Origin of the sequence: Desulfoluna sp., from assembly GCF_030145185.1 — a bacterium.
Taxonomy (GTDB): Bacteria; Desulfobacterota; Desulfobacteria; order Desulfobacterales; family Desulfolunaceae; genus Desulfoluna.
Genome location: NZ_JAQYWB010000042.1, coordinates 40,578 through 55,584, shown reverse-complemented (window position 1 = coordinate 55,584; position 15,007 = coordinate 40,578). Strand labels below are relative to the sequence as shown.

Genomic DNA, 15,007 nt, shown 5'->3' with positions numbered 1-15,007 from the left:
GAATATAACCCCCTTTAAAGTGTACGTATTATACAATGCATACACCTCAAAAAGCAAGGGAAAAAAGCTTGATTTTTCAATTGAATAACGCAAATGAGAGTGGTTTTTTGGCTTAAGGTGTGCGCTTTATCCCATTTTCAGGTTTAAAGACACTTTTTAAGACCTGTTTATTAAACTTTTTAAAAGTTTAGCCCCCGGCAGGGCCACCGGAGGCATGAGCTGACTAATTACTCAAAACTCTTCAATGCCAAAAAATCCGAGTTCATCCAAAGCCTTTAAGGATTTGTGCAAATAGGTTTCACTGGTCATGGGCCAGCTATGATTGATCCGATACAGCACTTCAGTGGTGAATCTATTGTCGGGACCAATGGGATAAACCGTATTGATCGCATCATTTGAAAGGTAGACAATCAATCCGGAAATGGCCTGGGATATTTCCGGATTTTCCATCCCCGCTTTCATGTCCATGGCAAATTCTTCATCTCTGACGATTTTGATATCAAATCCATAGGCCTTCATTTGCAAAATCACATCTGCCATAAATATGGCGTGATTGTTATAAGGATGAAAAACCGTAAACTCCCGATTGGTTTCAGACAGTTTTAAAATGGCATCGGCTGTGACATCAATGGGTGAAAACTCAACCGAACTATTCATGGCACTTACCGGGAATTTGCCGAGATATTTATATCCTTTCAGGCTGCGCATAAACCCGTTTGTCAGGAAATTGATCTGGAATTCTCCGTCACTGTGTCGGCTCATCAGGTTGCCAACCCGCATGATTTTTGCGTTGAGTCCGTCTTGGGCAATGGCTGACACCACGGCCCGCTCTGCCAAAAACTTGGAGTGGATATAGGCATTTTCCAAGTCTTGTCCGAAAAAAAGCTCATTCTCCATGATCCGCTTCTCAACAGGAGGGGTATTGTTTTTCCCATCCCCCCCTACACTCACCGTAGAAATCTGGATCAATTGTTTATCGGTTTTTTTGCAAAGGGTAATGAGATTTTTAACCCCGGTTACATTAATTTTTTCAAGTGAATCGTCGGCTACAAAATGTTTGACGCAGGCAGCACAATTGATCAGTGTCTTTGCCGAAATAGATTTTAGAGCCATCACGCTTTGAACGTCGGTGATATCGCCTTCGACACAGAAAATTCGTTTGCCGAAAAGTGGACCAAAATCCTGATCGAAATAGTAAAACAGCATGGTTTTCATGCGTTCTTCAACAGAGTCCAACCGTCCTTTCCGGATAAAACAGGTCACTCTTCCTTCATAATGATCGAGAAATTCTTTGAGAATATGGATTCCCAGAAATCCGTTGGCACCGGTAATAATAATATCTTCCAGGGCATTGCACTGGAGTTCTGGAAGATGCGTCACCGTATTTTTTGCAAGCATGGGCGTGATACGTTCGTAGTTAAAGTTTTTGATCACGTCGTTTGTGGTCATGGCTTCCGCCATATCGGACTCTACAAATTCTGCCAGTTTTCTGACCGTTTTGTGTTCGAAGATATCGGAATAGGTGATGGAAATTTTCTGGGTGATGCATTTCATGGCCACTTTGGCCGCAGAAATGGAGGTGCCGCCAACGGCAAAAAAGTCATCATTGATTCCGACCGTTTCCATCCCCAGCACCATTCCAAATATGCTGCATAGGGTTTGCTGCAATGTTGTTTCCGGTGGCGCATAATCAGGGGTGTTTAAATTGATTTCGGGTTTGGGCAATGCTTTTTTATCGATTTTGCCCCCGGGGGTGATTCGCATGTTATCCAGATGCACATAAACGCTTGGCATCATATATTCCGGCAGCAGGGGCTGTAACACCCTGTTCCAGATTTTAGGATCGATTTCACCGGCATCGCAGGTGTAGTAACCGACAATATATTTGTTCCCACTGTTTTCTTCGACGGTTACCGTTGTTTGCCCAACAGGGGGATACGCACTCATGGCCCCTTCAATCTCACCCAGTTCAATGCGGTATCCCCTGATTTTTACCTGGGAATCGATTCTGCCGGAATATTCGAGGTTTCCGTCACCGTGCCGGAGAACCATGTCACCGGTGCGGTAGAGAATTCTGTCATCCTTGCAGACGGAGAAGGGGTTGGGTACAAATACCGATTCGGTTTTTTCTTTCAGATTGTGATACCCCCGGGCAATCTGTCGTCCTGCATGGCAAAGTTCTCCTGGAGAGCCCACAGGCACCGGATTCAGGTGCTCGTCCACCACGTAGGAGCGTACATTGATCAATGATTTCCCAATGGGGATATTTTTGTATTCGTGATCCACATTAAACGTCGTGGTCTCAACAGTGCTTTCGGTGGGGCCGTATCCATTGATTAGGGTATAAGGCCGGTCGTAATAGCGTTTAAGTTTTTCTCCGCCCAGCATAATATAGGTCAGATCGCAGTCCTCCCTTAGATTCTCAACAATAATCTCCCCCATCTGGGTCGGGAAGACGACAACATTGATGGCTTCTTCTTTGAGAATGTCACACACCCTTGCCGCATCTTTCCGGTCCTCTTCAGCAAATAAATAAAGGGAACACCCATTGGCAAGAGCGGGGAAAATTCCAATGACCGATGCGTCAAAACAAAAGCTGGAATACTCGGCACATTGTGTGGTTGCATCCAGTTTATTATGGAGGGTTTCGTTAAAAATCAGGTTTGAGAGATTACCGTGGCTGATCATAACCCCTTTGGGCTTTCCGGTGGAACCGGAGGTATAAATCATATAGGCCAGATTTTCCGGTAAGGGCCTGGCGGTCATCCAGGATTTATCCGGTAAACAAGTTTTCGCTGCTGGAAGCAGGTCCAGCAGAATGGTTTTTTGCTTATAAAAACGGGTAAGATCTTTATGATCGCTTACGGAAAGAAGAATCTTTGCGCCGGAATCTTCAAGCATGTATCGAAGGCGGTCCTGGGGGTATTCCGGATCAAGGGGAACATAGGCCCCTCCGGCCTTCATCACAGCCGTCACCCCGATGATAAATTCCCGTGATCTTCCGGAAAGCACCCCGACAAAATCTTGTGCCTGCAGGCCCTGGGAAAGGAGGCTGAGGGCCAGCGCATCGGAAGCCGAATCCAGCTCCTGATATGTGATGACGCCATTTATATCCTTGACGGCAATATGATCCGGATATTGTTGGGCCGATTTGGCGAAAAGATCCACAAAGGTTTGTCCGTAGAAACGGGGATCATCGACCATTTTATTTTCTTCATCAAAAAGAAGCCGAATTTGGGACAGATCATCACAAAAGAGCATTTGTCTGGCCGCCAGGACGTAGTTTTTCAGAAGGGCATCCATGGTTCTGTCGTCATACATGTCGCGTCGAAAAGATGCCATCAAATGAAATTTTCCACCCTGGATAGACATGATCACAGAGATCGGCGCAATGGCACCGTCGGTCATCACCTGGATGTTTTCCGCAGGAAGATTGCCAATGCTCTCAAATTCAAAATTATCGCCCTGATAAGCAAAGATGATATCGGGAGTGATGCCAAAGGCACGGCTGATTTCTGCAAATGAATAGATATCATGATCCATCCCGTTCATAAGCTGTTCCTTGGTGGTGGCCAGCAGTCCGGGAACGGTGGTCGTAAGATGACAATAAATCGGCAGGGTTTTTACATACATTCCGGCGGATCGGGCGATTCTCGAATCATTTCTTCCGTTATAGATGGTGGTGAATACACTATGATCCTTATGGTTGTATCGCCCAAGGACATACCCGAATACACCCACAAAAAAAGCATTCAATGTAATTTTCTTTTGATGGCAAAACGCGTTCACCGATTCAAGGTCAAGATCCAATGGAATATGCGCTATTTCTCCCAGGCTGGGGGCTGGGTCATCTTTTTTATCCGGTGCCAGGAGAAAATGGGTGTCACAGCCTTTAAAAATCGAGGCGTAATAGGCTTTGGCCTGGGTGTAAACCTCCGAGGCCCGGGTTTTTTTTTCGTCAAGGGCTGCTTCAAACCCCGTATAGATTTCAGGTTCAGGTTTTTCACCGGCATAAGCCCGGTTGATATCCTCAATAAGAATGGCAATGGAGGTTCCGTCACAGATCATATGATGAAGATCCATAAAAAAGAAGCTGCCTTCTTTGGTATCGTAAAGAGAGAGGTCGAACAGCTGCCCTTCAATAAGTTTAAAAGGGGTGACAAGTGTCTCTATGTCCAGGGTGTTCAGGATTTTCACGACAAAAGGGTCATCATCTTGTCGTCGCTGCATGATTTCATCATGCCCGTCCATGAAAAATCGGGTTTTAATGTAAGGGTGGGCCTCGAGGGTTGCTTCAATGGCGGTTTTCAATTTATCCAGGTCCACATCCGGATGGAGCTTAAACAGCATCGGCAAATTATATCGCAGCGATTCGGGCTTGGCCATGGACTCGACAAACAGTCCCATCTGGGTTTCAGAAACCGGATAAGCCTCCTGTTTTTCCATGGCCTCCATGGTGGACAATGGATCTGCAGTGGCGAGAAAGGCTTCCAGCCGGACAATGGTATTGCATACTGTCAAATCCCGGGTTTTGACAGCAACGCCGAATGTATTTGACAAAAGCACATTCAAGGAGACGATTCCGATGGAGGTCAGACCGGCATCCTGAAAATCGGTATGAATGCCGAATTCATCATGGCCCAGCGCTTTGGCAACACAATCAAATATTTTCTGCTGGATTTTGTTTTCAGGCTTAACGATGTTTTCAGTTTTCCTTACAGGAACCGGCAGTTCTTTTTTATTGACCTTCATGTTCTGATTCAGCGGGATCTTGTCAATTTGCAAGGTGACCGCAGGAATCATATAGGAGGGCTTTCGGGACTCTATAAACCCATTGAGCGCATCCATGTCGATGGGGGCATCGGCCACAATATAAGCGGCAATATACTTGCCGCCGCCGGCATTGTCATAGGCGACAACTGTGGCATCCTGAATGCCTTCAAAGTGGCGGATCACCTCCTCCACTTCCGTAAGTTCAATGCGGAAACCTCTGATTTTCACCTGGGCATCCCGGCGGCCTATAAATTCAATATTGCCGTCGGTCAGATACCGAACAATATCCCCGGTATGATACATTCGGTCATAAGGTTTTTCCAGGGCATAGGGGTTGGGGGTGAAGACCGCCTTGGTTTTTTCCGGTTGGTTGAGATAGCCACACGAGACCTGTATCCCTGCAATACAAAGCTCTCCTGGGACACCGATGGGAACCTGACGTTCAAATTCATCCAGCACATAAAGCTTCACATTGTCAATGGCCTTACCCAGAGGAATGTTTGGGTATTCGGCATCCACGGGAAAGGCAGTAACCAGGACGGTGGTTTCGGTGGGGCCGTAAATGTTATGGAGTGGATACCTCGGCGGGGTAAGGGTAGGAAGCTTTTCACCCCCGGTTAACAAATGTTTCAGGGAATGATTTTCGATATTTACCACAAATTGTCGGGCCACCTGGGTGGTCATAAAGGCATGGGTAATCTGATTGCCTTTAAAATAGTCGTTCAGTTTGATCAGATCAAGACGGATCTCGTCTTCGATGATATAAGCACAGGCCCCAACGGTTAAGGCCGGATAGATGTCCATCAGACTGGCATCAAAACCGAAACTGGCGTAGGCAGATACTCTGGCTGTTTCATCAAGATTATAATAGCGGGGGAACCACCGGCACATGGCAACAATATTTTGATGCGACAGCATCACCCCTTTGGGGACCCCGGTGGAGCCGGAGGTGTAGAGCACGACGAGTAAGATCTTCCGGTTTTGGATCATCAAGTATCCGGTCTGAATCTTTTATGCCATCAATATCTTTGGTTAAAACAATGGGTCCATGATAGTCCGGCAACAAAGGAATCATGGATTCGTCGGCAATCAAAAGCGTTGCGTCGGCATCCTGAACCATAAATTTAAGACGATCCATGGGGTAGCTGGGGTCCAGTGGCTGATAGGCCGCTCCCGCTTTTAAAACAGCAATGGCGGCAATGGTCATATACTGGGATTTCGGGAGAAGGATGGCCACGACATTCTTTCGGCCGATGCCAAAACTTTTAATGTGTTTGGCCAGCCGTTCGGTGACCTCATCCAGTTCTTTGTAACTAATCCGGACATCCTTATAAACCAAAGCAATATTGTCCGGGGTTTTCTTCATCTGGTTGCCCAGGAGATCAACCAGGGTCAAAGAGGTGTCATAGGGAACCTCTGTCTGATTGAACCCTTGACAAAGACGCCGGTCCTCATCGGAAATCAGTGTCAGCTCGGATAACTTGGCAGTGTTTAAAAAGCTTGAAACCGTTTTTTCAAAAAGAGCAGAAAAACGCTGGATCGTCTCTTTTCTATATAAATCACCCCGGTAGTGGAGTGTGATTTGGTAGCCGTCTGGTTCTGAAAAAATAAAAACGGAGAGGATTGGATCTGAGCTTGGAATCAAAGCGTTCGAATCCGACCCGTAATTGAACTGGATATCCGATTTGATACCGAGTTTTTCTGCCAGTGTTTCAAAAGGACAGGCAGTGTGGTGAATGGTCTCTAAATAATTTTTATGAACGGTATCAAGGTATTCTGAAATCAGCTGGGTTTCATCGATTTTAATATAAATCGGCAAGATTCGGTGCGTCGTATTTTTGGTATGTATGCAGAAAACACTTTCGTTCTGGCCGGTAAATTTGGCAAGAACATATGAAAAAACACCCAGAAAGAAGGTGCTCTCAGTTAAGCTTTTTTCCATCAGAAAATTTTTAATGGATGGAGGAGTCCGCGTCCCTGGCAAAGCAATAAGGTGAGATTCGACGGAGGGGGTACTTTTTATGATATTTTCCGGGGTATCATAAATCGGGTTTGAGTCGGTTTCAAGTCCATGAAAAATTGATGTGAAATAATCAAGACTCGTTCTGGCTTCCTTTGTTTCAACAAATGTATTCATATCAAGGTATCTTTCATTTTGAAGTTAAATTTTTTGTAACTATTCAGCTCTCCAAAAAGCCTCCGGCGGCAAGGTGGGCCACCTTGAAAGTAGGTTGCGGATGTCATTGTCAAACCCGTCTTTATGAAATCAGGCAAAAATTTAGCCCCCAGCAAGACCGCCGGAGGCATAAGTAGAGGGTTCAAATCCGGAGTCATCGGTTTCCTTATTGGCTTCTATTCCGTGTTGTGCCTTTGAGTGTTCTGAAGCATACCATCAAATCATTGTCCTATAACACCCTTATAGGAAACCCAATCATTAGGAAACTACCATCTGATGAACAAGTATTTTTGCCCAACAATATTAGCTAACCATAGAACCATACCATCCCTTTGGCAAGTTGGATTCTTCAACGAATTAAGATGTTCTTTTTAAAGTTTCAGGGGTAGTTGATTTTAATCAAGATGAATATCTAATAAATGAGAAGCGGGGGTCACGTCTTGATATCGGGCAAGGTAGAAATGCGAGAAAAAAGGGGTGCGTCTTGACATCGGAGAAAACCACAAATGATTGATTTAAATCAAAACGATTGTCCTGGTTTTTTAACAGACCCTGAAAACAGCCTTCTCATCTCTCATCAAAAGGCAAAGCATCATGGCACGACCCCTACGGATTAAGTTTCCCGGGGCGTTTTACCCTGTGGCATATCGGGGTAATGAGCGAACGAACATCTACAAAGCAAGCGGGACCGAGAGAGATTCCTTGAGTATCTCGGTGAGGCCCATGAACGGTATGGGGCCATCATCCATGCTTCCTGCCTCATAACCAACCATGACCATATCCTCATCGAAACCCCCAACGCGAATCTTCAGCAGATCATGAAGCACCTCAACGGCTCGTACATTGTTGAAAGCACCAGCAAGAAATACCTCGTGTAAACGACAACCCAAAATTGTCCCCCTTCGACAATCCAATTTTGACCCACCCCAGTTAAATAAAAACACATCGATTCGTTTAACGATAACGTGATATACACCCGCCGCCCTGGAGGGAACGAAGGGAGCTTGCGACCGGAGTTCCCTCCAGGGCGGCGGGGCGGCTATGGTGTAGGGGCTCTACTCCGTGATTGTGGCCAATAACGCCTCGGCCTTTTTATGATTAAATTCAATATCTTTTCTGGATATATCGTCTATCCATGCAGGGTAGTTATAGTTGTTCGGTGAGATAAGAAGGCCGCCGTTAAAATCGGTGATTCGCCAGACGGCGTCATCAATTGTCGCCGCATAAAAGGTCGTCGTATTCTCTACGGTAAACTCCACTTCGAAGGTCTCCAAGCGATGCTTATTTGTATTATAAACTGTTAGTTCCATGTGTCACCCTTGCTTGTCCTTTCAGAGTCTCTTTGAGTCGATAGCTGTCCCAATTGCAATGGATCACATGGGCTTTGTGTGTGAGACGATCCAACAGCGCAGCTGTAAGATTCGGGTCTCCGAAGACCTGTGTCCAGTCACCAAACCCAAGGTTTGTGGTAATAATGACAGACCTTTTCTCATGGCGTTCTGCAAGCACCTGGAAGAGCAACTCACCGCCCTCTTTTGAGAACGGCACGTAACCCAGCTCATCTACAACCAGAAGCCCGTACCCCGCATACCGCTTCAACATGCGGGTAAGCCCCTTTTTATCGCCGGCTTCAATCAGCTCATTGGCAAGGCCACAACCCGTTACAAAACGCGTGCGATGGCCTTCTGTACATGCTTCTATGCCCAGGGCCGTAGCCAGGTGCGTCTTGCCTGTGCCGCTCTTTCCCATGAAGATAATATTCCGCTTCTCTTTCAGATATTCACCGGTAGCGAGCTCTCTGACAAGCCGTCGGTCAAGTTGCGGAGAAGCCGTAAAATCAAATGTCTCAAGGGGCTTGAAGAGGGGGAACATGGCTTCCTTGACCCGCCTTTTTCGGCCATTTTCTCTTCGGTGATGGATTTCAAGCTCGCTCAGGTTCAGTAAAAATTCTTCATAAGAGATGCCGTTTTCCCGGGCTTGTCTCAGTTCACTTTCGATGTTTTTCGTCATGGAAGAGAGTTTGAGCTGCTTCAAATTCTCAATCAATATGGCATGCATGGCTGCTGTATTCACTGGACACCTCCCAGCTGCTGGTAAATGGCTATATCCGCAGGAGGAAGGGTGGGCCAACCCGCAACAGAATCGGCCTGTTTTTCCGGGGGCCTTGTGGCAGCAAGCAATGCATACTCGACCGTGGCAAGCGACTCAGCACCCGAGGAGAGTGCCAACGCCACTGCGGCTTCAACCTCGGCAGTGGGGTATGTCTTGTAAAGCATCAAAACAGAGATAAAATCTCGGGTGCCTCGCGTATGCCCATACTTATGACGAAGGCGCTCCAACAGCTCTTCAAAGCAATCGGGCCAAGCTTCTCGCCATTGCCGTATAGGGCGCGCGGTATCGAACGCCTGGGGCCTTTGACGGATAAGTTCCAGGTAATGACCGGGTTCAAGGCTCCATTGATTGTTGTTGTACAACCGTTTGTGGGATGCAATGCGCGTCTGGCCGTAAAATATCTCCACCCGGTCCACATAAAGCAGAGCCCTGGCCTTCACATGGGCATAACGGGTGGGGACGGAATATCGGTTTTTATCGACGATGGCGGTGGCATACTTGTCGATCTTCGGGGCAGACATCCCGACATTACTGAACGGGACACCGGGGGATGATAACAGGCTGCTTTTTTCAGCCTCATAGAAGGCGTCAACGCTCTCTTCCTTGCCAGCCTGCCGGTGGTCGCCGTAGGCCATGCACGCTTCAAGAAGTCTGTCGTTCAGCTCGTCAAGGGAGTCAACATCTGGCAAGGGGACCATGTAGTTACGCCGAGAATATCCAACCAGCCCTTCAACACCGCCTTTTTCATGGCCTGAGGCGGGATTGCAAAAACGGGGCATGAAGTTGTAATACCCCACAAACCGGGCATAACTCTCTTGAAGATCCCGCTTTTTACCCCGATAGACTTTTTGAACAGCTGTCGTGAGATTGTCGTAAATCAGAACGGGGAACACCCCACCAAAAAATGAAAACGCATGCATATGCCCGTCAAAAAAGGCTTGTTGACGCTCGCAAGGATAGCAGCGAACAAAATGCTTGCCGGAGCGCATGGTGCCTGTCCCCTGGTTAATTGAAAATCGACGAATCACACGAACCAGCTCGTCTTTTTCAGAATCCTTGAAGGGGAGGCCGTCAAGTGCCGTTCGGCTGATTACATGATAAACGGTTTTCTGGCCGGGATCTGTCCTGACCATCCGGGGAATACGAGGCATACGCGTCATCTCCTTGGTGTGTCATGTCAGAAATATGAGAGTATTGATGTAATTTCAGGCTGAATTTCTTTTAAAAAAGGCAGGTTAGTTTTTAAAAATGAGCGTCTCACGGATTGGCGTAGAGGTCGAACGCATGGCGCCTGTCCCTCGTCTTCCTCGTCTTCTATTCTTCTTTTAAAAAAAGCAGGTTAGTTTTCGAAAATGAGTGTCTTACAGAGTGGCGTAGAGGTCGAGTGCATGGTGCCTGTCCCCTAGTTCACTAGTTCATAGTTCGTCCGTTCGCTAGTTCGTCCTGGTTCTCTGGTTCCTGGTTCCCTTATGACTCTTTGCCCCGGTGGATTAGAATTGGTGCACCAAACGCTCCAGATAGACTTTTAAGCGATCGATCTCGTCACCCTTGAAGGGGGCGGTGAGTTTGGTCGTTAAAAGGTTGTGCATGTGATCGTGTTCATGGAAATGCTCACGCCCTAAATCGGTAAGGACGATGATATAGGAGCGGCGATCTGTCGGGTGCGGCTCTCTATTGACCAATCCTTTTTTTTCCAACCGGTCGACCATCACGGTCAGGGTCCCGGTGGTTATTCCCATTTTATTCGCCAGCTCTTTCATTCGCAATTTTTCATGGTGGCCAACGATTTCTACCGCATGCATCTGCGCGGGTGACAGGCCGCTTTCCTTGACCACCGCATGTTCCCAAGCGGAAGTTTTCTCATACAGTTCGATAAGAAGTTGCGAAATTTCGTTCTCTTTTTGATTCGTCATTCAAAAACGCCTCCCGCCTGAAAAGTTTAGAAATCAAACTGTTCAATCATCGTATAGATTGACCGTCAAGCTTTTTTTTAGGTGGACAATCAAATAGCTTGATCTTCAAACTAATCGTCTGTATAAAAGTTGAAACCGATGGGGGAGTGGATACTGTTGTTCGTCGTGCTCAGTAGCCTCTAAAATAGTCTTGTCGTGTAGTGATTGTCTATTTGGTAATAACATTCGGTATGTTGAAGATAGAGTTAAGGGAGTTGCTATGATCGGCAGGTATGCAAAATTGAATGTGTATCAGGAAATTTTTAAGTCGTCGGATTTTTATCGTGTGGCAAGCGGGGCCTTCCTGATCCCTGTGGCTCTTCTTATGGAAGGGGTGAACAATACCGGGCTGGTTGCGTCCCTTAGTCTGAAAGAGCTGGTTCTCATTATCTCGGTGATGGTGAACGGATTTCCCATCATCATAAACGCGATAAAAGGGATGATGGCCAGGGAGGTGAATGTGGATGAGCTGGTGAGTATCGCCATCATCGCCTGCATGTTCACCGGCAACTACCTGGAGGCCGCCGTGGTAAGCGCCATCATGGTGGCGGGTGCGCTTATCGAAGAGGTAGTGAGCGACAGCGCCCGTCAGGCCATCAAAGAGCTGGTGGGGATGACCCCGGATACGGCCACGCTTCTTGGTAACGGCTGTGAAATGACGGTTAAGGTGGAAACGATTCGTAAAGGAGACACGCTGGTGGTACGAAGCGGTGAGATCATAGCCGTGGACGGCGTAATCCGCAAAGGTGCCACCTCGGTGGATGAGTCATCCATCACCGGGGAGTCCATTCCGGTAAATCGCCGGGAAGGGGACGACGTATACGCCGGGACCACCTGTGTGGACGGATTCATTAAGATGGACGCGGTGCGTGTGGGAAAAGACTCTACCTTCGGAAAAATCGTTCAAATGATTCAGACGGCCGAAGTGTCCAAGACGCAAAGTGCCCGCATTGTCGATGACTACGCCAAGTGGTTTACCCCCGTCATTCTGGCCAGTGCGGTTCTTGCCCTCCTCTTCACCGGTGACGTCAGCCGTGCCATCACGGTTCTGATTGTGGGGTGTCCCTGCTCGTTTCTTCTGGCAGGACCCGTTACCACAGTGGCCGCCATCAGCCGTGCGGCCAAAGAGGGCGTGTTGGTGAAAGGGGGCGGTTATCTGGAAAACATGGCAAAAGCTAATTCTCTCTATTTCGACAAGACGGGCACCCTCACCAGGGGAGAGCCCGGTGTTGTGGAGATTCTGCCTGAAGGCGATAAAAGCGTTGAGGAGCTTCTCGTCATGGCCGCTGCCGTGGAGACGGGAAGTGCCCACCCCCTTGCAAAAGCGATCCTGAGAAAAGTAAACGAGAGGGGGTACTCCCTCCCTGAAGCCCGGGAGATCCTCTCAGAGACGGGCCGCGGAGTTTCCGGCATGGTGGGCGAAAAGCGTGTGGAGGTGGTCTCCAGCGAAGCCTATGGCCAGAAAGGCCTCACTACCGTGGAGGTGCGCGTGGATGGCGATGTATGGGGCTGCATCTGCATGGAAGATACGGCACGCCCCATGGCCGAAAAGACGATCCGCGCGGTGGGAGCCAAAGGCATCAAAGATATCCGCATCCTCTCGGGCGACCGGGAACCCGCCGTCAAACGCCTCGCTGATGAGGTGGGGATCTCCCGATGGCATGCCGGATGCAAACCAGATGAGAAGCTGGACCTGATTAAAAATCACCAGGGCTCCGGCCTGATTTTTGTGGGCGACGGGGTCAATGACGCGCCTGCCCTGAAAGCGGCCGATACAGGCATCGCCATGGGCCTTCGCGGTTCGGATGTGGCCCTTGAGACGGCCGATATCGTGCTGATGAACGATCGGCTGGAGAAACTTCCTTTTCTCGTGGACCTCAGCCGAAAGATGAGCCTCACCATTAAGATCAATATCGCCTTAAGCTTTACCATCAATCTTATTGCTGTAATCCTTGGCTTTTTAGGGGTGTTGACTCCTATCCTGGGGGCCATCACCCACAACATCGGTTCCATCCTTGTGGTGGCCCTTGCCGCTTCCCTGAGATATTCGAGAGAGTTATAGCACAACGTGTTGGCCTGGTTCAAAACAGAATTACACCTTTTGAAGGGGGAGTGAACGGGCGCTTTCTGGGCGCGCCGTGCTCCGCCGCGGCTTTTTTTGCCGGGGGCTTGCCCCGGCCCGAGTGACCCTGAAAAGCTTATTATTGAACCAGGCCAAATTCCAGGGGACCAAATTCCAGGGGACAGGCACCATGCGTTTGTAGAATTTCGGGCTGGTAGGGTAGGGTTCGGGGTGGAGGAGGTTCATGTCCCGAACCCGGTATTTTACCGACTCGGGCATTATCGGTTCCAAGTCCTTTGTTATCGGAGCCTACGAAATCTTTAAGGATCGACTTTATGGAAGCCGGGAACGGGTTCCCAAGCAGGTGAAAGGGCTTGATGGGATGTATTCCATGAAGCGATTGAGAGAGGCCTGACGATTTTCTGTCATTGCACCAGATAAAGTCCATTGCAAAGGAAAGAACCTGCAAACGATCAGACCGAAATCAGCATCCATACCTGTTGTCGTGAGGGCATGCGATTCATGTTTTGCCTTCCGTCATGTCAGCTGGAAGGGCTGTTTCTGCATCTGCCTGTTCGGGCATCGACTCACAATGACACATGAGGTCCAGATCGAACCACCGGGGTTACAACGCTTTTTTTTGGTCAGGCATGACGCAAAAAGAAAATATTATGGCATGAAATTCAACATCAACAGTCTATCCCCTGTTCCCGCTGGTCTCCCTGGCCCCTGTCCTTTCCACCAACTCGGAAAAGTAATTTTCCAGCTGTTCCGGTTTTAATTTGTCTTGAGAGCAACCAAAATAGTTTCTGACCCGGCGTCTGGCCTTTGATCAAGCATCGATAGATGGCGGGCGATTGTTTTATCGTTGTCAGATCGTTGAATACTTCTTTAGCAGGCTGTTGATATAGAGATATTTTTATGATTTAATGAAAGTTATTTGTGAGTGCATTCGATCGTCTTGATCCTCAATAATGTTGGAAAATTAGCCTCTAAAAAAATGCGCGAATAAATAGGCTCATGTCTAAAACTACCCGATGACCCTGTTAATCGACTTCGCAGGGACTGTTGACAAACCTGGTAACGCCCAAGGAGAGTCCAGTGGATAGTATATCGGCTTTTATTCTTTACCTGACTGTCTTCCGCCTTTCTATCATTTTTACAGGGATTGTATCGATTATCCTGGGCTATCGGTTGTTTTGTAATGGGACCGCGCCTGGCTTCGGAACAGGCGCAGGAACGACCGTGGACGCTAATTTTGGGGAACATAGGTTCAAACTCCAGAATGCCGCCCCTGGAACCTGTTTTGCCTTGTTTGGCGTCGTTATTATCAGTGTGATGATTTTTGCCGGAAGCCCTGAATTGACGCTGAACCTTATCAATGGATATTCTCAGGAAAAATCTTCCAGCGGGGGGGGAGAAGACAAGCATCAGATGACCCTTAGTCTAAGAGGGGGGGAGGGAGAAGAAGCCTGTGGGTTGACTGCCGCCATCAAAAAAGGGCGTTATTATGAAGAACGTGGAGAGCTTGATAATGCGATCCTGGCTTACCAGGAAGGCTTGGCGCTGGTAGGTTTGCCCCTGAACTACCTGGCCTGGTTGTACCACACAAGGGGGGACGATACCAAAGCTCTGCCACTTGCAAGAATGGCTACCCAGCTTTTACCGGAGGAGGCCAATTGCCTGGACACGCTTGCTGAAATCGAGTTCGATGCAGGGGCCTATGCCGAGGCCCTGTCGTTGATGGAGAAGGCTGCCGGGATTAATCCGATATTCCGAGAAAAACTCGGCCGGTTCAGAGCGGCAAATCAGGATAGACGCTCCATGCCCGACTGATTAGTGATTCATAGTTTTGCTAACCCGGATATTTCACGAAAAGCGAGTAGAAAACGGTGAATTATATTTCGCATTTTTGAAATGTCTATATTTTTC

Annotated in this window: 9 protein-coding genes and 1 pseudogene; 4 read left to right on the top strand and 6 right to left on the bottom strand. The window is 48.1% G+C overall.

Going from position 1 to position 15,007, the window contains the following annotated elements:
• Positions 1-231: 231 nt before the first annotated feature.
• Positions 232-5,691, bottom strand: a complete 5,460-nt coding sequence (locus tag Q1Q75_RS14360; protein WP_300672017.1) for a non-ribosomal peptide synthetase — start codon at positions 5,689-5,691, stop codon at positions 232-234.
• Entirely contained in the window at positions 5,636-6,910 is a 1,275-nt protein-coding gene (locus Q1Q75_RS14355; RefSeq protein WP_300672015.1) for an AMP-binding protein, read from the bottom strand. The genes Q1Q75_RS14360 and Q1Q75_RS14355 overlap by 56 nt, the downstream gene beginning before the upstream one ends.
• Positions 6,911-7,686: 776 nt before the next feature.
• Here Q1Q75_RS14355 and Q1Q75_RS22625 point away from each other — a divergent pair.
• Positions 7,687-7,827: pseudogene (locus tag Q1Q75_RS22625) on the top strand (transposase); the annotation flags it as partial.
• A gap of 177 nt (positions 7,828-8,004) precedes the next feature.
• Here Q1Q75_RS22625 and Q1Q75_RS14350 read toward each other — a convergent pair.
• From Q1Q75_RS14350 to Q1Q75_RS14335, 4 genes are all read right to left on the bottom strand, one after another.
• The gene (locus tag Q1Q75_RS14350; RefSeq protein WP_300672013.1) at positions 8,005-8,259 is read right to left on the bottom strand and encodes a hypothetical protein; all 255 of its coding nucleotides are present in this window, start codon (positions 8,257-8,259) and stop codon (positions 8,005-8,007) included.
• The gene (gene istB, locus Q1Q75_RS14345; RefSeq protein WP_300672011.1) at positions 8,240-9,022 is read right to left on the bottom strand and encodes an IS21-like element helper ATPase IstB; all 783 of its coding nucleotides are present in this window, start codon (positions 9,020-9,022) and stop codon (positions 8,240-8,242) included. The genes Q1Q75_RS14350 and istB overlap by 20 nt, the downstream gene beginning before the upstream one ends.
• On the bottom strand, positions 9,019-10,212 hold the full coding sequence (locus Q1Q75_RS14340) for a hypothetical protein (RefSeq protein ID WP_300672009.1): 1,194 nt from the start codon (positions 10,210-10,212) through the stop codon (positions 9,019-9,021). Before Q1Q75_RS14340 ends, istB begins: the two co-directional genes overlap by 4 nt.
• Positions 10,213-10,551: 339 nt before the next feature.
• Positions 10,552-10,974: a MarR family transcriptional regulator gene (locus tag Q1Q75_RS14335; RefSeq protein WP_300672007.1), complete on the bottom strand. Its 423-nt coding sequence runs from the start codon at positions 10,972-10,974 to the stop codon at positions 10,552-10,554.
• 259 nt (positions 10,975-11,233) lie between these two features.
• Here Q1Q75_RS14335 and Q1Q75_RS14330 point away from each other — a divergent pair, with 259 nt between their 5' ends.
• From Q1Q75_RS14330 to Q1Q75_RS14320, 3 genes are all read left to right on the top strand, one after another.
• Entirely contained in the window at positions 11,234-13,075 is a 1,842-nt protein-coding gene (locus Q1Q75_RS14330; RefSeq protein ID WP_300672005.1) for a cation-translocating P-type ATPase, read from the top strand.
• 244 nt (positions 13,076-13,319) lie between these two features.
• A complete protein-coding gene (locus Q1Q75_RS14325; protein ID WP_300672003.1) occupies positions 13,320-13,490 on the top strand; it encodes a hypothetical protein in 171 nt (56 codons plus the stop codon).
• Between the two features lie 686 nt (positions 13,491-14,176).
• On the top strand, positions 14,177-14,911 hold the full coding sequence (locus tag Q1Q75_RS14320; protein WP_300672001.1) for a hypothetical protein: 735 nt from the start codon (positions 14,177-14,179) through the stop codon (positions 14,909-14,911).
• Positions 14,912-15,007: the final 96 nt, after the last annotated feature.